Below are 20672 nucleotides of genomic sequence, written 5' to 3'. Positions count from 1 at the left end.
GTTGTATAGATGAACGAACAGAAACTGAAACGCTTAGTTAACCTTGCAGATGCTCGCCTAGGAGCCAAAGCGACCTTTGTTACCGATGACTGGTTCGCCGAAGTGAACCGCATGCTAAATCCTGAACCCCCTGTCTGGAAAGAGGGTGTTTACGATGATGCTGGTAAGTGGATGGATGGCTGGGAATCACGCCGCAAGCGTTTTGAAGGTTATGACTATGCAATCATTCGTCTTGGCGCACCGGGCATGATTCAAGCCATAGAGATCAACACAAACTTCTTTACCGGAAACTTTCCTCCGTCAGCTTCTGTCGATGTCTGTTACTCGCCAGATCAGGATCCAGATGATAAAACTAAGTGGTACACACTGCTTCCATCGGTCGATCTTCAGGGCGATAGCGAACACCTATTTGAAGTGAACAACGATCAGCCTTGGTCTCACGTTCGCCTAAACATCTACCCAGACGGTGGCATTGCGCGTTTCCGAGTCTATGGACGTCCGTTTATCGACTGGGATTCGGTCGACAACTCACAAAGCATCGATCTAGTCTCGGCACTGAATGGCGGTTGTGCCCTATCCTGTAGTGATGAGCATTTCGGGAAAATGGGCAACCTAACCAATCCTGGCCGTGGCGTTAATATGGGTGATGGCTGGGAGACAGCACGCCGCCGCTCACCAGGCTATGACTGGGTCATTCTGGCATTAGGTAGTCCAGGGGTTGCAGAGGAGATCGAGATCGATACTGCTCACTTTAAAGGCAACTTCCCTGACAGCTGTGACATTCAAGCGGCCTATGTTCGTGGCGGTTCACCTGAACAGATCGCCACTCAGAGCCTATTTTGGAAAACACTCTTACCTAACCAGAAGCTAAGCGCCGACTCGATTCACAAATTTTCTGTAGATCCTGAGTTTGGACCGATTACTCACGTTAAGCTCAACATCCACCCAGATGGTGGTGTGTCGCGCTTAAGAGTCTTTGGTAAACCAACCCTTTAATAGGAGTGAATGATGAGATCTCTGACCATTGAACCGTTAACAAAAGAGGCTTTTGAACCTTTTGGCCAAGTAATCGAGACGGAAGGCTCTGATCACTTTCCTATTAACAATGGCTCAACTCAGCGGTTTCATCAATTGGCAACGGTTGAACTGAATCGCCAAGAGGACCAAGCCATTATCAGTATCTTCAAGGCAGATACCTTAAGTTACCCGCTCGAAATCAAGATGCTTGAGCGCCACCCTCAGGGGAGTCAAGCCTTCATCCCGATGGAGCGCCAACGCTTTCTGATCGTCGTCGCGCCACCTGCAGATCAGCCTAACCCAAACGATATTCGCGCTTTTATTAGCAACGGGCGTCAGGGTCTGAACTACGGTAAAGGGGTGTGGCATCACCCTATCCTAGCGCTAGAGAACGGCAGTGATTTTCTGATCGTTGACCGCAAAGGCGAAGGTAATAACTGCGACGAACACTTTTTTGCTGACGGAGAGATCACTCTTCTTGATGCAGATATCAATCATTTAAACGCTTAGAGGTCGATATGGATCCGCACTACACAGAATGGCTCAACCTACTGGTCCGCTGGATACACATGATCGTTGGTATCGCGTGGATTGGTGCCTCTTTCTACTTTGTCTGGTTGGAGAACAACCTAAACCGTAAGAGTCCTAGAGAGGGTCTATCGGGCGATCTATGGGCCATCCACGGTGGTGGTATCTACCATCTAGAGAAGTACAAACTTGCCCCGCCACAGATGCCGGAAAACCTACACTGGTTTAAATGGGAAGCGTACACCACCTTCCTCTCTGGTTTTACCTTGTTGGCAGTTGTCTACTACCTAAATGCCGAACTCTACCTACTCGCCCCTGGCTCAGGCCTAACTGCATGGGAAGGCATTGCGATCAGTATCGCGTCACTGATCGCAGGTTGGTTTATTTATGATTTCTTGTGTGAATCACCCTTAGGTAAACAACCGGCACTGCTTGGATTGGTTCTACTGATGCTGCTGATTATTGCGGCCTGGGCCTTTACTCAGGTGTTCAGTGGTCGTGCTGCCTACATTCACATCGGCGCCATTACCGGCACCATGATGGTGGGTAACGTATTCCGCGTCATCATGCCGGGACAGCGTGATCTGGTTGCAGCAATTAAAGAGGGTCGCGAACCTGATCCAAAACAGCCCGCTCGTGCCCTGCTTCGCTCTCGCCACAACAACTACCTGACGCTGCCAGTGCTGTTCATTATGATCAGCAACCACTACCCAAGCACCTATGGCCATGAGTGGAACTGGGCCATTCTATTTGCGATTGCGTTGTTGAGTGTCGGTGTTCGCCACTACTTCAATACCCGCCACGAGAGTCAAAAATTTGCATGGACACTCCCCTTCGCGGCTCTGGGTATGATCTGCCTTGCTTATGTGACGCACCCTAATCGAGGTATGGAAGCTACCCTAAGCAGTAACAACGTCACCCTGGCGCAAGCGACTCAGATCGTCTATGAGCGCTGCACGAGCTGTCACGCTAAGAACCCAACCAGTGAGATGTTCACTGCTCCCCCTGCCGGTGTCATTCTGGAGACAGAAGAGGATGTTCTAATGAGCGCTGCACGCATTCATGCACAGTCTGTCGCGACTCAGGCGATGCCTTTAGGCAACCTAACGGGCATGCTACCGGAAGAGCGCGTCATGCTCGGGCAGTGGTTTAACGCTTTAGATAAATAGTCGAACAATGGGGTCAGACCGAAGGTCAGACCCCAATCGCCTCATCTTCGATAAGGCTCCAACAAAAGCATCCTGTTGGAGCAGTCTTGCAAAGGCCGCGATTCTCTGAAAAAAATCGCCTCATCTTCGATAAGGCTCCAACAAAAGCATCCTGTTGGAGCGGTCTTGCAAAGGCCGCGATACTCATCCATCCAATCACATTCGCTTCGGCTTCGCCTAGATTCTACAATAGGGACACCAACCTTATAGAGGCTCCCAGCTGTGAACCGTCGAATTGCCACTCTGATTGCGACTGCACGACCCAACTTCTTAATCCTTACCTTCGTCTGTGTCTTGTTAGGCATCGCAACGGCGAGCCAGGTCACATCCATAAATCTTGGATTAGCTGCACTAGTTCTTATCACTGCGCTATTGGCTCACATAAGCGTCAACATGCTCAATGAGTACCATGACTACTGCTCAGGCTTAGACTTAACCACTGATCGAACCCCCTTCAGTGGCGGCAGTGGTGCGCTTCCCAGCCATCCTGAGTCTGCTAAAGAGGTTAAAAGTGTCGCATTAACACTGCTTTCACTGTGCACGCTGTCTGGGCTCTATTTAATGCAACAGAACCTTGCTCTGTTAATGCCTTTGGGGATTTTGGGTCTCTTTATTGTTTTAACCTACACCCCGGTACTGAACAGACACCCAATCGCTTGCCTAATCTCTGCGGGAATTGGCTTTGGGCCGATCATGGTTTTGGGTACCCACATTAGCCTGACCGGCGGTCTGGCAGAGCAGGCTGTGCTGGCGTCCATCATTCCATTCTGTCTAGTGAACAATTTACTGCTATTGAATCAATACCCGGATATCGATGCAGACAGTGCCTCAGGCCGATACCACCTGCTCATCGCTTATGGACGCCATACCGGCGCCAAGGTATACACCCTATTTAACTCGGTTATGATCGCTGGGATGGTACTGCTTATTCAGACAATGGGAACAGATCTATTTGGGCTACTAGTTGGTGTGGTTGTTTCAACCGCCGCGATCAGGCTCTCTATTTTGGTTTTAAACAATGCCGCTAATCAGACGAAACTCAATCAATTGATGGGCCCCAATGTTGCGCTCACACTGGCTACACCTACGATGTTATCGATCTTAATGATGTGGAGTTAAGGCAAAAAAATGGGGCCAAAGGCCCCAAAGATCACTGCGAAAACGGTTAAATCATTCACAAGAAGAGAGTGATAAATCACGCTCTGGAAAGATGTAAGTATAATAGCACCATTATTACCAAAAACAATAACCTAATCACAAAATGTCATATAAAATTTTGGCACAAAAAAACCCGGCACAATAACCGGGTTTTTCAAGGGAAATGATTAGTTCAACGGAGGAACTGCATCAATCCAATGTTTCTCAGCGTAGTCACGCTGCTCTACACCCTTACGCGCTTGGTAGTGAGCACGAGCAGCAAGATCCATCGCTTTCTGGAATTCACCAGCAGCAATCGCCTCTTTAGACTCTTTCAAGTACTTTTTAGTATCACGCCAAGCAAAGCCTGCTTCTTGTGACTCTTTGTACTTAGCCTTAGCAGCATCGAATAGTGCTTGAGCATTTTCAGCGTTAGCTGGTTTCGATGCCAAAGCTTCTTCGATTGTCTGTGTGCTGTACTTCTTGCCGTTCCATTCAAATGTACCATTAGCACCTTGAAGGGCACGAGCTGCATCAAATGCTTCACTGAAGCTTTGAGCAGAAGCCATAGAGCTCAGTGTAAGTGCAGCAACAGCTGCGATCGAAATGATCTTTTTCATCTGTTTGCCCCTTACTTACGTGCGCCAGGACCGTTAACGATGAGACCGTTAGACATGTAAGTCTGGAAGTACTCAAGGTTACGGAAAGTTTCGCTTTGTGGCTTCAAGTACTCTGAACGAGAGTCACGGTGACAGCCTTCGTAACGACGGTGTAGTGTACCGATGTTACCCCATTTAGAACGTACTACAGGGAAGTGTGTAGTGTGTCCTAGCGCTGGGCTTGGAAGGTCGGCACGGACCAAACGGTTAGTACCAGTCAAGTGACAGTCAGCACATGATAGGTTCAACTGACCACGCTTAGAGTAGAAGAACTTCTTACCATCAAGGTAAGCTGCTTTCGCCTCATCATTTGGAATCTCAATTGCAAACTCGTTGCCGCGTGAAGTGTAGGCCATGTATGCAGAGATCTCTGCAATAGCACCCTTCTTCCAGCCTAGTGGCTTCTCACCGTTTGTCATACGACACTCGTTGATCGCCATCTCTAGAGTTACAACTGTTTTACGCTCGTCGTTCCAGTATGGGAAGTTTTGACGAATGCCAATACCACCGTTCTCGAAACAGTCAGCGTAACCTTTACCGTTTGCGAAAGGCGTATTGAATAGCTCTTCACCCTTTTCGAGGTCTAGCTCGTAAGGAGGGAACTCTTCAATCTCTTCCCACTGCGCACGAGACGCAGCGTCAACAGCATAGATACCGTTTACGTACTCACTCATTGGAGTGTCTGGGAAACGGTTTTTCATATATTCTTGCAGTGCAATGCGGTCAGCTTCTGGATCGACAGTTGCGACAGTAGCTCCCGTAGTTGCTGCCATTGCCATTTGGCTAGCAGCTGCAACACTCAAACCAAGTAGTGTGCTTTTTATTATATTCATGCGTCCTCCGTAAGCAGAGATCAATTACTTGATCTTTGCAGATTCGGTGCCAGTTGCGCCTGTGTTTTCAGACCAAGCAACAGATAGTTCTTCACCCTTAGCGCCACCTTCGAAAGTGAATGCTAGGTATGGGTTTTTAGAGATAGCTGTGTTTAGGTTCGCTTCAAACACGACTTTGCCGCCGTGAGAAACAGACACAGTATCCAGGAATTTAGCTGGGATAAGATTGCCATCTTTACCCTTCTGAAGACCTGTATCCATGTTGTGTTTAGCCATCATTTTAACGGTAGTTTTACCGCCACGTGCGCTAGCTTTAACTCGAAAAATCTTAGCCATTATACTTCTCCTAATCTAAACCGCTTATTAACCGCCACAGCCACCGATAGTGACTTTAACTTCTTTGGTAGCGCTGTAAGTCTTGCCACCAGCCTTAACAACTGCAGTTACGTTAGTTGTTTTACCCATGCGTACACGAGTAGACACGTCTGCAGCAGTACCAGCAGGGATACCGAACTCAGCCGCTAGAGGCGTTGGGTTCTGCTCTACAAAGATAGCCATTGATTCAACGTTAGCCAGCTTAGATTCAACTGATACAGGTACAACTGCACCGTTCTCAGCGATATCTGGAGCTTTCAACATTACGTCAGCACTTGCTTCTGCAGCGCTTCCGTATAGTGCGTTTAGCGCATCAGCTTGTGATTTTGCGTTAAATGCATCTTTATTCCATGCAGCAACTGCCACGCGTGGCATCATTGCACCTAGACCGATTAGCGCACCGCTTGCAGCGATCGCTTTTACAACTGTACGACGATTCATGCTCATTTTACTCCACCTAAATCGAGTCTAATTAGTACTGATAAATGTATTCTACGACTGCGTCGATTTCATCTTCTGTCAAAATATTATGCTTACCCATTGGTGGCATGATAGACAGAGGATTCTTCGCAGTAGCATCCCAAATTTGAGCACGAAGCTCAGCTTTATTTGGGTAGCGTGCTTTCATAGCAATAATCATAGGACCCTGGTTACCAGCTTGGTTGGTAATAGGATCTTGAATGTTGTGACAAGCAACACAGTTACCACGTGACTTACCGTGGTAGATTGCTTGGCCTTCTTTGATCATCGCTTCGCTATGTGAACCCGCGACTGCAGAACCGGTGAATGCTACACCTGCAACTGCTAGGGCTGAGATCAACTTTCGCATGGTCACTCCTTCAGTGATCGTGCACTTTCGTGCTTGTTATTATAAAAAACAGGGCGGCGTTAACCGCCCCGCCATCCGTCAATTATTGACTAGATTCTGCCATGTAGGCAACCGCATTAGCGACAGCTTCGTCAGATAGGTCCATACGACCACCTTTCGCTGGCATAATGCCGTTATCACCCTGGTAGCCATTGATCGCGTGGTCTACTAGGACATCCATACCTTGTGCGATACGTGCTTCCCATGCAGCCTGATCACCTAGCTTAGGTGCGCCTGCGATACCCATACCGTGACATGCGGCACAAGCACCTTCGTAAGTCGCCTTACCCTCTTTAGCAGAAGCTGATAGCTCAGCAGGCTTAGCAGAGTGAGACTCCTCTTCAACTTCAACACCCAGTGCTTTTAGACGCTCTTTCTCTTTCGCTTGCTCAAGAGCGTGTTGCTCTTCGTGAGAAGCGGCAGGACCGTCAGCACCTTCAACGAAGTGACCGACTGGGGTTACACCACCGATAGTACCGGTGATCATGATCGCATTAGGATCTTTACAGTCAGACATACAACGCGTGTTCTTAACATCAGGACGCGGATCTACGAAGAAATTCTCTTCGTTTGGCATCTTGATGTCAGCAAGGTTTTCATTTGTTAGTACGAAGTCATCTTCTACGATCTCGTTCATGTACAGAATGTACGCAGAGATTGCGTATGTCTCATTCGGAGTCAATGAACGTGGAGCCGTAAATGGCATCGCACGGTAGATGTAATCGTAAAGAGTCGAAGCGAAAGGCCAGTAAGAGCCTACAGTTTTAGTAGGACGGTCCTGAGCAAGAGTACCCTGACCACCTACAAGCACTGGCCAACGGCCTTCACCTTCACCAAATAGACCGTGACACACAGCACATTTAGCTTCGTAAAGACCTTCACCGTCTTCTACCGAACCTTCACCTACTGGAAGACCCATACCGTCAGGACGTACATCGATGTCCCAACCAGCGATCTCTTCAGCAGTCGCGGTACGACCGAAGCCGAATGATTCACCCGCGTTTACAGAACCAGCAACTAGTGAGCCGGCAACTGCAGCAGCAACTAGGGTTGGCTTAAGAGAGTTGAACATTCGAAACCTCCCCAGTGTTAGCAACTTTCCAAGTATGGATAGCGTTCTTGTGGTAGATAGACTCAACACCACGAACTTCACGAAGCTGCTTAAGTGTTGGCTGTACGTAACCTGTCTCATCGATCGCACGCGCTTGTAGCAACCATGGCTGACCATCCCACTTAGTCACAAGACTGAAGCGAGTCAGAGCTTTTTCAAGAACTAGACCTTTCAGGTTAGCTGGCGTCCAAGAGACACCGCCGTCGAACGAGATATCTACCTGTTTGATCTTACCACGACCAGACCATGCAAGACCTTCGATCTCGATCATGCCTGGGCTAAGGATTGGTTTTTCAGGACATGGGCTAGTGATAACCGAGTTAGTTTCCTGAACGAATGTAAAGCGACGCGCACGGCCATCAGCCATGAGGTCTGTGTACTTAGACGTCTCTTCACGGTGGTGCCAAGGCTTATCACCGACTTCAAGACGACGAAGCCATTTAATAGAGGTATTACCTTCCCAACCTGGGTTAAGAAGACGAACTGGGTAACCCTGTTCTGGACGAAGCATCTCACCGTTCTGTGCGTAAACAATCAGAGCATCATCAAGACACTTCTCGATTGGGATAGAACGAGACATGTGCGCACCGTCAGCACCTTCAGCAAGTACCCACTTACCTTCTGGTTTAACGCCCGCTTCTTCAAGAAGAACGCGTAGAGGAACACCTGTCCACTCACAGCAGCTTAGCATGCCGTGTGTAAACTGAAGCGCTTCCATCTGCGCACCACGCCACTCCATACCACCGTTCGCTGGACACTCAAGGAACTTGATGTGCGACTCAGATGGGAAGCGCATTAGATCTTCCATAGTGAAGATCAGTGGGCGCTCAACAAGGCCGTGGATGATTAGACGGTGCTCTTCAGGATTAATTGTTGGAACACCACCGTGGTAGCGCTCGAACACAAGTCCGTTTGGCGTAATGATACCTTTCAGCTCGTGAAGAGGTGTCATTGAGATTGAAGAGATAGACTCAGCTGTCAACCAAGGTACGGTACGACGAACAACATCACTTTCGAATTTCGAAGGGTTGCCGTACGGGTATTCAATAACACCGTGACCTAGCTGCTTACCCCAAGTTGGCTCATTTGGTGGCAAGTTGTTTGAGTTAAGTAGAGCATCAGATGCCGTTGCAGTGCCTGCGACACTAGCAGCAGCAACACCGCCTACAGCAGCGATACCCTTGCGGAGAAAATCACGACGATCGTTAGTAGAGAGTCCTTCTGACTCGCTCGCAAGCTGGGACATTAGCTCACGTGTCGTCGGCCCTTTGATGATTTTGGCCATCAATTGCCTCCCGGCTGTTTGTGAATTATCAAAATTAGTTCTAGCGGAACGAATTCTACGTTCCCAATCACCATATATGCAAATTAATTATAGCTATATAAAGCTTTTAGCTATAACGAATCGATATAAGTCGGTTTAGTGACAATAAAATGACAGCCAAACCCACGGAACTACAAGGATTAACCTACCACACAGGAAACTTATGACCATCAATAAGCTATCGGCATTAGCCTAAAGGACTAGTGCGGTGCAACATAATAAAAATCGGGATTTTAGAAGATTTGCAGCCTTTTACAGGGAGGTGATTTCTATCTTTTCGACCACTTGAACGGCCGACTGTTTGTCAACTGTATCGGCGTGTGATGTAGTCAATTTTAGAATGGTTGACTCATCCTCAATACCGTGAGCATATCCGGTTTTGAGGGATTTAAAATCAAACAGCTGCTCATCGGCCAGATGCGACGGAACGACATTGCACATCGCCCTGAACATAGACTCAATACGACCCGGAAACTGCTTATCCCACTGATTCAACATCTCTTTAATGGATGCACGCTGCAGATTCTCTTGCGAGCCACACAAGTTGCAAGGAATGATCGGGAAGCCCTTTATCTCAGCGTACTCGGCAATATCCTTTTCACGCGAGTAGCTCAGCGGGCGTATCACCATATTTTTTCCATCATCTGAGACCAGCTTGGGCGGCATCCCCTTCAGCTTACCGCCATGGAACATGTTTAAGAACAGCGTCTCAATAATGTCATCACGGTGATGTCCTAGCGCTATCTTGTTGGCACCGATCTCATCTGCAAAGCCATACAGCGTGCCGCGGCGCAGACGCGAGCAGAGACCACAGGTGGTCTTGCCCTCAGGAATAACCGACTTAACCACCGAGTAGGTATCTTTCTCGATGATGTGGTACTCAATATCTAAAGAGTCGAGGTAGGCTGGAAGAATGTGTTCAGGGTATCCCGGCTGTTTCTGATCCATGTTGACGGCAACCAGATCAAAGTGGATCGGCGCACTTTTCTGTAGGTTGATCAGAATATCGAGAAGCGTGTAGGAGTCTTTACCACCGGACAGACAGACCATCACCTTATCGCCCTGCTCGATCATGTTGAAGGCCTCTATCGCCTGTCCCATTTCACGTCTGAGTCGCTTATGCAGCTTATTGAAGCGAAGCTTCTGCTTGCGATTGAGCTCATCTTGCTGGGTGTCGTCTTTCATGGTCTATCCGATCTAAATAATGTTTTGCCTAGTTAAATGGCGGCGCAAGTATAACGAAAAGGCAACAAAGCGACAGCCCTTACTGATCGCCTAACGCATCGAGCCAACCTATTTCACTGGCAGTCGCGGGCCCTATGTGAGCAAAACTCAAATCGGAGGGTAATACAGCCACTCCGGGCACAAGCGGAATCCTACCCCCCATCACCTCAGCTCGAGATTGAGGATAGAGCGGCACTTGAACAGGGTCGGCAAATCCATCCGGCCAAACCGGCTCAGCGGTTTCGGGATCATAACGATCCAAAGCCCCCAAAGTATGCAGCGCCTCATGGACCGCTACAAAGTGATTCAAGCCCTGAAAACGATCTGACGCGAAACCATTTACCAGCCCGATCCTACCCTTTTGCAAACCCAAGGAGTGTTTCATGGTGCTATTAAGCGTTGGTGAATAGTAGTTCATGAAGACACGAATAGTATTGTCATCCGCATCAAACTGATCATTCCCAGCCACCCACAAGCGCATTCGCAAACCCCACCATAGAGAGTCCAAAATACTCGCAGATTCTGGCGCTTCAGGCGGAAGTGACGTGACCACAGGATAGAGCTCGACCGACAGAGGCTTTTCAAGGGGAAGACCGTAGCGCCTAGACTCATCAGAGAAGAACTGCTCGATGTCGTTAAAATCGTCATCAGATAGCGTTGCAAGGTACTCTGCTGTTGCGATCGTTTGATCCGCATTCACAGGATAGATTCGCAGTGAGACCGGCTCTTGCCAATCGGGCGTTATCGACTCACTCTGCAAGCGATTGAGCCACAACACGAGCGCCAGCAACATCAGCGCAATATAGGAGATTGTCCGCCAACTCCACATCAGACAGCGACCTCAAGCGCCAGCCATGCGATGACAAAGTAGCGTATCGACTTTCCGATCAGTATAAACAGAAAACTGCTTAGCGGATTTAGGCGCAACCAACCAGCCATTAGACAGAGCGGATCTCCCACTACAGGTAACCAAGCCAGCAGCAGTATCACAGCACCGTATTTCCCTATCCAGCGTTTCGCTCTTTGATGCTGTGGCTTGTCCAACAGTGTCAGAGGGTATTTCAGAGCGATTAACCACCCCATAAAGAAGGAGAGCATCGATCCGGCCAAATTACCGACAATCGCAGTCAAGAGAAGTGGGTAGAAGTTCGCAGGGTTTTCAGCAACGTACCATGCCAGCAATAGCTCGGAACCACCGGGCAAAAGCGTTGAAGAGATAAATGCAGCGAGCAGTAACTCCCAAGCCATTCAACCCTACTCCATTGCTGCCTGAACGCAGCGTAATACGCCCAAACTGTAGACGTTAGAGAAGTGCTCAAAAACGGGTTTGAGTGACGCGCCATGTATACTTGAGCTTTCCAAAATCTGCTGCTCAATTTGACTGATCTCTGATAGAGGCAGTTCAACCACGTCCGTTAACGCGAGATCACCCAAAGCGATCCAGTGCGCCAGAATATTGAACACCTGCTGTTCGGATAGATGAACCTGCCTAGCCACTTGATCGGTGGTCATGCCAGCACGATAGAGCTGTAGCACCTCCTCCTTCTGGTAATCCACCTCTTTCTCGCGTTCATTGGAGAGCGACTCGTTAATAACCTCTAGGAAGGCATCGCCGTAGAGTTCCAGTTTACGATCACCAATCCCAGATATACGACGCATCTGAATCAGCGAGGTTGGTTTGCGCTCCACCATCTCCATCAAGGTAGCATCATGGAAGATGACATAAGGTGGCACATTTTGTTCGTCAGAGAGCTGTTTACGACAGGCTCGGAGACCTTCCCAGAGTTTAAAGTCCTGATCATCCAGCTGCATCTCTGGTTTACGAGAGCGCCCACTGGCCATCGATGTGCGCAACTTGCGTTTATCTTTGCGTAACTGGATCTCCGTCTCGCCTTTCAGCAACGGACGGCATTTCTCAGCTAAGGAGAGCGAACCATGCTCTGCAGATACTTGTACCAACCCTTGAGCCACCAGCTGTCGAAACACTGATCGCCAGGTGTTTTTATCGATCTCTTTACCAATACCCCAAACCGAGAGCTTATCGAGACCGCGATCACGCGAACGATCCGAATGTTCCGCATGTAAAATTTCGATAATCGCATTAACGCCAAACTGCTGACCGGAACGATAAATAGCCGACAGCGCTTTCCGAGCCGCCTCTGTACCATCCCATACCTCGGGGGGTTCTAGGCAGTTGTCACAGTTACCACAGGGCTGGTGCTCTGTCTCACCAAAATAGGAGAGCAACACCTGACGTCGACAACTGGTGATCTCACACAGCCCCAACATCGCCTCAAGCTTTTGTCGCTCTATACGCTTCTGCTCATCAGGCGCCTGCCCTGATTCCAACATCTGCCTTTGAAAGATCACATCCTGAAGGCCATAAACCATCCAAGCGTTGGCCGGCTCACCGTCTCGACCGGCACGACCGGTCTCTTGATAGTAGGCCTCTACCGATTTCGGTAGATCCAGATGAGCCACGAAACGAACATTGGGCTTATCGATCCCCATACCAAAAGCGATCGTCGCGACCATAATCACCCCCTCCTCCGTCAGGAATCGGTGCTGATGATGCTCACGCAGTTGTGCATTCAATCCGGCATGGTAAGGCAGTGCATTAAAACCCTTTTCAGATAGCCAAGCGGCAGTATCTTCCACACGCTTGCGGGACATGCAGTAGACCACACCGGCATCCTGGGCATGCTCGGTGCGAATAAAGTTGAGAAGCTGCTCCCTTGCACGATCCTTCTGCATGATGCGATAGCGAATATTGGGACGATCGAACCCCTTAATAAAGACACGACCGGTCTGAAGTTGCAGTTTATCAATGATCTCCTGCTGAGTTCGAGCATCCGCCGTGGCGGTCAGCGCCACCCGAGGCACATTAGGGAAACGTTCCGCTAGAGAACCTAATTGAAGATACTCAGGTCTAAAGTCATGCCCCCATTGCGAGACACAGTGCGCTTCATCAATCGCAAACAGAGCAAGTTGTGATTGCTGCAACAGTGACAGGGTTCTTGGTTGAAGAAGGCGCTCGGGTGCGACATAAAGCAGATCCAGCTCACCATTTAACAGCGCCTGCTCTGTGGCCTGTAACTGGTTAAAATCGATGGCCGAATTGAGACAACCTGCGCGTATACCTAACTGTGACAGCGCACTGACTTGATCTTGCATCAAAGCGATCAGCGGCGACACCACCACCCCAACACCCGATCTGACAAGAGCGGGTAGCTGATAACAGAGGGATTTACCTCCGCCAGTCGGCATAATCACGAGTGCATCCTGCCCCTCTAACAGGGTCTCTACGACGGACTGCTGCGGATCACGAAACTCATTAAAACCGAAGGTGTGTAACAGTTGATGGCGGGCTTGTTCAATCATGCGCTCATTATCGGATATGCCGTGGATTAAGTCACTCAAACATAGGCACTTAATCGAGATCGGGGTACAATTAAAAGATTCAATCTATGGAAAACAGTAATGAATCAAAGTGTAGCTCTAATTAGCGAAGACGAACTGGATCAACTAGAGAACTTTTTAGACTCTGAAGCGGTGGCAGAGACCGCTCTTGATCTAGTCGGTGCACACGGGCTTTTATGCGCTCTTAATATCGCACCTGAAAAAGTCGACGAGTCGACGTGGATGACGCTTATCTTCGACGAGAAGCCTAACTGGAGTAGCGCAGAGCAACAGGCAGAAATAGAGAACCTGTTGAGAAAATTGAACTCTACCATCGCCAACGATCTCTACAGCGATCAGGAAATCTACCTGCCTTGTGATCTCAGCCTTGAAACTGACGAAGAGGATGAGATTCCTGAGATCACACTCTGGGCTGAAGCCTTTATGGAAGGCGTTTTCAGCAATGAAGAGGCCTGGTTCAGTGATGACGAAGAGTCGGTGGCCGGCCTTCTACTACCGATTATGGTCGCATCCGATCTATTCGATGAAGGTGAAGTAAAAGATATTCGTAAAGATCGCGCGTTAAGCGAAGAGATGTGTGAACAGATCCCAGAAATCCTGATCGATCTCTACCTACAGTTTAACGCACCAGAGAAGTAGACCTCTCTTCAAAGGATTCAGTTAGGCCTGCTCGTACAACTCTAACGGCAGGTCATCCGGATCAGCAAAAAAGAGAAAACGCTTGCCGGTATAAGGGTCAACCCTTACCGGCTCATGCCCTACCCCATTGTCAGCCAACCATTCGACCCACACCTCAATATCGCTTACGGCGAAGGCCAAATGGCGCAACCCCTGAGCTTCAGGGTAACTCAAACGTTGCGGAGCTCCGGGCATTGAGAAGAGTTCAACCTGGCCACCATCCGGTAGCGCTAGATCAAGCTTGTAAGAGTCACGCTCAGCTCGATAATTCTCATCCAATACCGTCAATCCAAGAAGTTCTGTGTAGAACTGCTTGGATCGTTGGTAGTCACTGCAGATAATCGCCGCGTGATGAATCGAGTTGAGCTTAGGCTGCTTCATTAATAGCTGACACGAACGGTATTGCCAGAGCGCAACACACGAACCTTATCGCCCGGTCTGAAGAAGAGATTGTTCTGCACACCCTGGACGATGGAGATGCGACCACCCTTATCCATTAACAACTGAATCTCTTGCCCTTGAGTTTGTGAGCTGTTCTCTTGGATTTTAGAACCAGCAATACCGCCGGCTACTGCACCCAAGACCGTCGCAATAGATGATCCTTTACCGCCACCAATGGTTGAGCCTGCAATACCACCGACAATAGCACCAGCACCCACACCAACAGGATTGTTAGGATCACCATTAATGATCACCGGTGTCACCTGCTCGACAGTCGCGTACTCAACCGTCTGAACCTGGCGTGCATCGGCAGCGGTGTAGGCTGTTCCTTGCAGGTTCTGCTGCATACAACCAGTTAATGCAACTGCGGCCACTGCACCAATCAACACTCTATTCATTCGCATAACAGACTCCCAATCGTTATTGATAGATTAAGCTTAGACAGAAAGCACGAATTCTGCATTAAAAAATGGCGAGTCGATCAACAAACCAGATCATTCCCATGATACCGATCACCAGTGAAGCCGGAACCACAACAATACGGTGGTAGAGTTTCTCTGAGCTAAACCAGTAAGCGACACCAAAATAGGCAATCAACACCACGGCGAGCTGGCCCAACTCAACGCCAACATTAAAGGCTAATAACGCAGCTACAAAATCATCCGTCGGCATCCCAAACTCCGACAGCATGGTGGCAAAGCCGAGACCATGAAGCAGACCGAAACCGAACACGACGGGAAGACGGAAACGATTAATTTTGGATGAGAAGAGATTCTCTATAGCAACGTAGGCGATCGATAACGCAACCAGAGGCTCTACGATACGAGGCGAGATCGAAATAATCTCCAAAGTACCCATTGCCAAGGTAATCGAGTGGGCAATGGTAAACATCGTAATCTGTAGGGCAATCGGCTTTAAACGACGACTCAGTAGGAAGATACCCAGCACGAACAGGATGTGATCCAACCCTTTGGGAAGAATGTGCTGAAAACCACCTAGGGTGTAAGTTTTCACCACCTGCGCAAAACTCGGTTTGGCAAACACCTCATTCAGCATGAACGGTTCAGTTGGCTTATCCTCTTTTACCCACTGGTGTGACGACCAGTGCCACTCGTTATTGGCCTCATCTACCTGTCTGACTCGAGTCGCATGATCGCCAAACGCCATGGGGTAGTACCAGGTTAGACTTTGAGTCTCCCGGGGGATTCGCCCTTTCAAGATAATCACACTATTGCGAGGCACCTTGGTATAGCCTGGGGGTGGCACGACTAGCTCTTTTAGCTGCAACTCAGCGGGCGTTCCATCAAGCTTCAACTCAACACCCTCTAGGAGCGTCGGCATGAACTTTTTAAACTCCGCCTCAAGCTCTGCCGACTCCATTGCACGGTAATGGTCGTATTGATCTGAGTTAGGCGCCTCTTGAGTGTTTCGATACTGTCCATTGATACCGGTCAGAAGTGCTTCGAGGCTGGCACGGATCTCAATCTCTACCACTTCAGTCGTATTTGCAGAGATCTCTATCAATGCAGGCTTCACAACATCAGCCCTAACTGGGTAGAATAAGGATGTAACTAATGTGCATATAACGAAAATGCCTGGAATTAGTCTCACTGGTATGTCTCTAGTAATAAGCATGCGTGCTTTTGGTGGATTTCAGCCTGTGGGCCCTTTAAGAAGAGTGGGAAACTAAGATAACTATGAATCGTCGTCAACTATTGAAGGCTATGGCCGCCGCTGCTGCAGCAGGAAGCCTACCAGCAATTTACACTTCTCGCGCGCTAGCAAGCAACACTGCTCCAAGCGGATTTTATGATGTTCCAATGGAAGGTGATGTTCGTATCCTTCACATTACAGACGTTCACGGCCAGCTAAAGCCTGTCTACTTCCGTGAGCCAAACGTCAACCTTGGTGTCGGTGATGCATTTGGTCGTCCACCACACGTTGTCGGCAAAAATTTCCTTAAGGAGATGGGTCTTTCAGAGAACTCTCCTGAAGCTTACGCATACACCTACCTTAACTTCCTAGAAGAAGCTAAGAAGTACGGTCGTACGGGCGGTTTCGCACACGTTAAAACACTTCTAGATCGTCTACGCGATCAAGCGGGCGGACGCCAAAACACACTAACCCTTGATGGTGGTGACCTATGGCAGGGATCGGGTACTTCACTGTGGACACGTGGTGTCGACATGGTTGAGGCATCTAACATTCTTGGCATCGACGTTATGGTTGGTCACTGGGAGTTCACCTACCGTGAAGAGGAAGTTCTTTCGAACGTTGCTCTGTTCAAAGGTGACTTCATCGGTCAGAACGTTAAAGTACTAGAAGACTCACTGTTTGGTGATGAGTACTACGAAATGGTTGAGCGTTTCGATGGCCGTGGTCTGTACGACGAAGATACGGGTCATGCGTTCCAGCCATACGTGATTAAAGAGATCAACGGCAAGCGTATCGCTGTAGTAGGCCAAGCCTTCCCACGTACCTCAAACGCCAACCCTAAAGAGTTCTTCCCAGACTGGTCTTTCGGTCTTCGTGAACCAGAGATGATCGAGCTTGTTCAGCAGATCCGTGAAGAGGAGCAGCCAGACGCGGTTGTTCTTGTATCGCACAACGGTATGGACGTCGACATCAAGATGGCTGAACGTGTTCCTGGCCTGAATGCTGTATTCGGCGGTCACACTCACGATGGTGTTCCACAACCGATCAAAGTTAAGAACGTTGACGGTGGCGAATGTTGGGTAACCAACGCAGGTTCAAACGGTAAGTTTGTCGGCTGTATGGACTTCTCGATCGAAGATGGCCAGATCACCAACATGACTTACAAACAGCTACCTGTTATCTCTGATTGGCTTGAAGCTGACGGTGAGATGGAAGCGTACATCAACCAGATGCGCCAAGGTCGTTACGATGAGAACATCATCGAAGCGCGTAACAAGAAGTGGCAGAACAACCCAATCCGTGTCGGCAAAACCTTCGAAGAGATTCTTCAAGAGAAACTGGCTAAAGCGGATCGTACTCTTTACCGTCGCGGTAACTTCATGGGCACTTGGGACCAAGTTATCTGTAACGCACTTCGTTGGGAGTACAAGGCAGACATCGCACTATCAGCCGGCGTTCGTTGGGGTACCACTACTCTAGAGGGTGAGTGGATCACAATGGAAGATGTCATGAGCCAGTGTGCAACAACCTACTCTGAAACTTACGTTCAAGAGATGACTGGTAAAGCGATCAAAGAGATGCTTGAAGGCGTTGCCGACAACCTATTCGATCCAGATCCATACCTACAATCAGGTGGCGACATGGTTCGCGTGGGTGGTCTTGACTACACCATCGATCCAACCAAACCACTTGGCCAGCGTATCTCTGAAGTACGCTTAGACAACGGTGAAGTGATTGCTGATGACAAGAACTACAGCGTCTCTGGTTGGGCAACTGTTAACCGCACACCAGAGGGTCGACTACTCTGGGATATCATTGCTGACTACCTAAAAGCAGAACGCGATGAGAACATGGTGATCAAACTACCTAAGGTGAACAACCCTAAAGTGGTGGGTGTCTCTGACAACCCAGGTTTCGCTGACTACCCAGGTGATTGGGCATAACAGCCTACCCCATTAAAAAACCCGCCTAGTGCGGGTTTTTTATTGCTATGAGAAACCTGGACAAATAGCAGTTCAGAATATCGCGACCTTTTTAAGATCGCTCCAACAAAAAATTGAAGCAAAAAAAACCCGCCTAAAAAGACGGGTAACGTTCAAGCAACGAAAGGACAATGAAAAGGGTTAACCCTGAAGCATTTTGAAAAGCTCATCTTTCAGTTCAAGACGACGCTTTTTAAGTTCCTCTTCACGACTGGTCGTGGTCGGTTCAACTTCAGCTGCAGCAAGCTCAGCCTGCTTAGTAATTTCGTGGTACTCATCAAACAGACGAGAGAAGTGGTTGTTTGATGTTTTAAGCTCATGAATACGTTCGCGGTACTCTGGAAGTTCATGAACTAGATCGTGGTGTTCTCCGATCATTTTTTACTCCTAATTCCATACAGTGTTGATGGTTCTAATATGCCCTACTCTTCTCCATCGTCCATTGATTGAAATCAATTAAAACGAATCTCTCTGAACAATGGACTTAACAGACGTTTACCTGTACCTTTTTCGATCCTTTTTTGGCGATCAACTACACTTTTAAGATTATGGAAACTCTTTCACTCCAACCTCGCGATTTTGCAAACGGTGACGTTCAACTGCCAGGCTCAAAAAGCCTATCAAACCGAATTCTTCTTCTAGCTGCACTGGCGGAAGGTGAAACCAAGGTAACCAACCTGCTAGACAGCGCAGACGTTACCCACATGCTGAATGCACTAAAAACGTTGGGTGTCTCTTATGAGCTAGCTGATGATCGTCGCTCGTGCGTTGTCACCGGTGTGGCAGGTCCTTTCAAGCAGCAAAGTGCTGAGATGTTCCTGGGCAACGCCGGTACTGCAATGCGCCCACTAACCGCCGCACTGTGCCTTGGTTTAGGTGAGTTCACACTGACCGGTGAACCTCGCATGTACGAGCGTCCTATCGAGGACTTGGTTGATGCTCTGCGTCAAATTGGCGCTGATATTGAGTACCTAAAAGATGAAGGCTACCCGCCACTAAAGATTAACGCTCAACAGCTAAAAGGCGGACGAGTATCGATTCGAGGCAACATCTCGAGCCAATTCTTGACTGCGCTACTGATGGCCGCTCCAATGGCACAGCAGGATCTAGAGATCGTTGTCGATGGCGAGCTGGTCTCTAAGCCTTACATCGATATCACCCTGCACTCGATGAAGCTGTTTGGTGTTGAGGTCGAGAACAACAACTACCAGAGCTTTGTCGTTAGAGCCGGACAGACTTACCAGTCGCCCGGTGAAGTGATGGTTGAAGGTGATGCCTCATCAGCCTCCTACTTCCTAGCTGCAGCGGCTATTGCTGGCGGAACGATTCGCGTCTACGGCGTCGGTTCTGAATCGGTACAAGGCGACAAAGCCTTCGCTGAAGTGCTCGGTAAGATGGGTGCTAAGGTCACTTATGGCCCAACTTGGGTAGAGGTCTCTAAAGGCGAACTGAACGGTGTAGACCTGGATCTGAACGCCATTCCCGATGCTGCAATGACGATTGCCACAACCGCCCTGTTCGCAAAAGGCCCTACAGCCATTCGTAATGTCTACAACTGGCGCGTCAAAGAGACCGATCGCCTAGCCGCAATGGCAACCGAACTGCGTAAAGTGGGTGCGGAAGTGGTGGAAGGCGAAGATTTCATCGAGATTACACCACCAGCCGAAATCCAGAGCGCCGCGATCGATACCTACGACGACCACCGCATGGCCATGTGCTTCTCACTCGCCTCGTTCGGCAACAGCGAGATCATCATCAATGACCCGGGCTGTACCAGCAAAACCTTCCCAGAGTATTTTGATCTGTTTGCTGAGGTTACGAAGTAACCTGCCCTTTAGGTGGTGACTGGCTTTCAGCCTGTCACCTCTACTTTAAAACATTCTACTCGCCTAAAGGCGGCCAGCCTTACTTTTTGGTCAGCAAAAAGTAAGCAAAAACTGACCACGCTCACTCGGCCTGCGGCACGCTCCGTTCAATGATTTTTCACTGAAGTTCAATAGGACACTGCAAACCGTTAATTGCTCCTGCATTAACGGAATACATGCCTTCCATGGCAATAAGTCGGCTCCTGCCTCCGTTGCAGACTTCGGCCATCCGGGCCTCAGCCCATTGAACTCTTAACCGTGAAAAACCATCGTACTCACTCTCGATCGGACGTGGACGACTGGCACGGGATTTGAGTCAGGCACATTGTTGGAGCGGTCTAGAAAA

The 20672-nt window shown here is 49.0% G+C and carries 22 protein-coding genes; 7 read left to right on the top strand and 15 right to left on the bottom strand.

The window, feature by feature from the left end:
• Positions 1 to 9: 9 nt before the first annotated feature.
• From alc to XMA127_RS06545, 4 genes are all read left to right on the top strand, one after another.
• Positions 10 to 996 (top strand): allantoicase, encoded by a 987-nt coding sequence (alc, locus tag XMA127_RS06560; protein ID WP_173481081.1) that lies wholly within the window; start codon positions 10 to 12, stop codon positions 994 to 996.
• Positions 997 to 1008: 12 nt separating this feature from the next.
• Positions 1009 to 1527: an ureidoglycolate lyase gene (locus XMA127_RS06555; RefSeq protein ID WP_173483639.1), complete on the top strand. Its 519-nt coding sequence runs from the start codon at positions 1009 to 1011 to the stop codon at positions 1525 to 1527.
• 8 nt (positions 1528 to 1535) lie between these two features.
• Positions 1536 to 2714, top strand: a complete 1179-nt coding sequence (locus tag XMA127_RS06550; protein WP_173481083.1) for a urate hydroxylase PuuD — start codon at positions 1536 to 1538, stop codon at positions 2712 to 2714.
• A 261-nt stretch (positions 2715 to 2975) separates the two neighbouring features.
• Positions 2976 to 3872, top strand: coding sequence for a prenyltransferase (locus XMA127_RS06545; protein WP_173484050.1), 897 nt, complete (start codon positions 2976 to 2978; stop codon positions 3870 to 3872).
• Positions 3873 to 4078: 206 nt separating this feature from the next.
• On the opposite strand, the gene XMA127_RS06540 is transcribed toward XMA127_RS06545, so the two are convergent.
• From XMA127_RS06540 to recQ, 11 genes are all read right to left on the bottom strand, one after another.
• Complete coding sequence (locus XMA127_RS06540; RefSeq protein WP_173481085.1) at positions 4079 to 4510, bottom strand: hypothetical protein; 432 nt, start codon at positions 4508 to 4510, stop codon at positions 4079 to 4081.
• A gap of 11 nt (positions 4511 to 4521) precedes the next feature.
• Positions 4522 to 5382: a sulfur oxidation c-type cytochrome SoxA gene (soxA, locus tag XMA127_RS06535; protein WP_173481086.1), complete on the bottom strand. Its 861-nt coding sequence runs from the start codon at positions 5380 to 5382 to the stop codon at positions 4522 to 4524.
• Between the two features lie 24 nt (positions 5383 to 5406).
• On the bottom strand, positions 5407 to 5718 hold the full coding sequence (gene soxZ / locus XMA127_RS06530; protein ID WP_173481087.1) for a thiosulfate oxidation carrier complex protein SoxZ: 312 nt from the start codon (positions 5716 to 5718) through the stop codon (positions 5407 to 5409).
• 27 nt (positions 5719 to 5745) lie between these two features.
• Positions 5746 to 6198 carry a thiosulfate oxidation carrier protein SoxY gene (gene soxY, locus XMA127_RS06525; protein ID WP_254442920.1) on the bottom strand — a complete coding sequence of 151 codons (453 nt, stop codon included), beginning with the start codon at positions 6196 to 6198 and terminating at the stop codon, positions 5746 to 5748.
• Positions 6199 to 6229: 31 nt separating this feature from the next.
• On the bottom strand, positions 6230 to 6586 hold the full coding sequence (gene soxX, locus XMA127_RS06520; protein ID WP_173481089.1) for a sulfur oxidation c-type cytochrome SoxX: 357 nt from the start codon (positions 6584 to 6586) through the stop codon (positions 6230 to 6232).
• A gap of 82 nt (positions 6587 to 6668) precedes the next feature.
• Entirely contained in the window at positions 6669 to 7697 is a 1029-nt protein-coding gene (locus tag XMA127_RS06515; RefSeq protein WP_173484051.1) for a c-type cytochrome, read from the bottom strand.
• A complete protein-coding gene (gene soxC, locus XMA127_RS06510) occupies positions 7681 to 9021 on the bottom strand; it encodes a sulfite dehydrogenase (protein ID WP_173481091.1) in 1341 nt (446 codons plus the stop codon). Before soxC ends, XMA127_RS06515 begins: the two co-directional genes overlap by 17 nt.
• Positions 9022 to 9312: 291 nt before the next feature.
• Positions 9313 to 10245, bottom strand: a complete 933-nt coding sequence (gene ttcA, locus XMA127_RS06505; protein ID WP_173481092.1) for a tRNA 2-thiocytidine(32) synthetase TtcA — start codon at positions 10243 to 10245, stop codon at positions 9313 to 9315.
• 79 nt (positions 10246 to 10324) lie between these two features.
• Positions 10325 to 11113 (bottom strand): hypothetical protein, encoded by a 789-nt coding sequence (locus XMA127_RS06500; protein ID WP_173481093.1) that lies wholly within the window; start codon positions 11111 to 11113, stop codon positions 10325 to 10327.
• The gene (locus XMA127_RS06495) at positions 11113 to 11532 is read right to left on the bottom strand and encodes a YqaA family protein (protein WP_173481094.1); all 420 of its coding nucleotides are present in this window, start codon (positions 11530 to 11532) and stop codon (positions 11113 to 11115) included. The genes XMA127_RS06500 and XMA127_RS06495 overlap by 1 nt, the downstream gene beginning before the upstream one ends.
• A gap of 6 nt (positions 11533 to 11538) precedes the next feature.
• The gene (gene recQ, locus XMA127_RS06490) at positions 11539 to 13665 is read right to left on the bottom strand and encodes a DNA helicase RecQ (protein ID WP_173483518.1); all 2127 of its coding nucleotides are present in this window, start codon (positions 13663 to 13665) and stop codon (positions 11539 to 11541) included.
• Positions 13666 to 13764: 99 nt separating this feature from the next.
• On the opposite strand from recQ, the gene XMA127_RS06485 reads away from it, so the two are divergent.
• Positions 13765 to 14343: a YecA family protein gene (locus XMA127_RS06485; RefSeq protein WP_173481095.1), complete on the top strand. Its 579-nt coding sequence runs from the start codon at positions 13765 to 13767 to the stop codon at positions 14341 to 14343.
• Between the two features lie 21 nt (positions 14344 to 14364).
• Here the strand turns inward: XMA127_RS06485 and XMA127_RS06480 are convergent, their stop codons facing one another.
• Genes XMA127_RS06480 through XMA127_RS12060 form a run of 3 tightly spaced genes read right to left on the bottom strand, consistent with a single transcriptional unit; the run spans position 14365 to position 16359 of the window.
• Positions 14365 to 14763: a VOC family protein gene (locus XMA127_RS06480; RefSeq protein WP_173481096.1), complete on the bottom strand. Its 399-nt coding sequence runs from the start codon at positions 14761 to 14763 to the stop codon at positions 14365 to 14367.
• Positions 14763 to 15227: a glycine zipper 2TM domain-containing protein gene (locus XMA127_RS06475; RefSeq protein WP_173483512.1), complete on the bottom strand. Its 465-nt coding sequence runs from the start codon at positions 15225 to 15227 to the stop codon at positions 14763 to 14765. Before XMA127_RS06475 ends, XMA127_RS06480 begins: the two co-directional genes overlap by 1 nt.
• A 58-nt stretch (positions 15228 to 15285) precedes the next feature.
• On the bottom strand, positions 15286 to 16359 hold the full coding sequence (locus XMA127_RS12060; protein ID WP_173481098.1) for a HupE/UreJ family protein: 1074 nt from the start codon (positions 16357 to 16359) through the stop codon (positions 15286 to 15288).
• 161 nt (positions 16360 to 16520) lie between these two features.
• On the opposite strand from XMA127_RS12060, the gene XMA127_RS06465 reads away from it, so the two are divergent.
• Positions 16521 to 18422 carry a 5'-nucleotidase C-terminal domain-containing protein gene (locus XMA127_RS06465; RefSeq protein ID WP_217362054.1) on the top strand — a complete coding sequence of 634 codons (1902 nt, stop codon included), beginning with the start codon at positions 16521 to 16523 and terminating at the stop codon, positions 18420 to 18422.
• A gap of 180 nt (positions 18423 to 18602) precedes the next feature.
• Here the strand turns inward: XMA127_RS06465 and XMA127_RS06460 are convergent, their stop codons facing one another.
• The gene (locus XMA127_RS06460) at positions 18603 to 18839 is read right to left on the bottom strand and encodes a YdcH family protein (protein ID WP_173481099.1); all 237 of its coding nucleotides are present in this window, start codon (positions 18837 to 18839) and stop codon (positions 18603 to 18605) included.
• 170 nt (positions 18840 to 19009) lie between these two features.
• Here XMA127_RS06460 and aroA point away from each other — a divergent pair, with 170 nt between their 5' ends.
• On the top strand, positions 19010 to 20287 hold the full coding sequence (gene aroA / locus XMA127_RS06455) for a 3-phosphoshikimate 1-carboxyvinyltransferase (RefSeq protein ID WP_173481100.1): 1278 nt from the start codon (positions 19010 to 19012) through the stop codon (positions 20285 to 20287).
• The last annotated feature ends 385 nt before the right edge of the window (positions 20288 to 20672 follow it).

The organism is Marinobacterium sp. xm-a-127 (assembly GCF_013283425.1).
In the GTDB taxonomy this organism is placed as follows: Bacteria; Pseudomonadota; Gammaproteobacteria; order Pseudomonadales; family Balneatricaceae; genus Marinobacterium_E.
The sequence above is the reverse complement of the archived record's forward strand: the minus strand, read 5'-3'. Positions and strand labels throughout refer to the sequence as shown.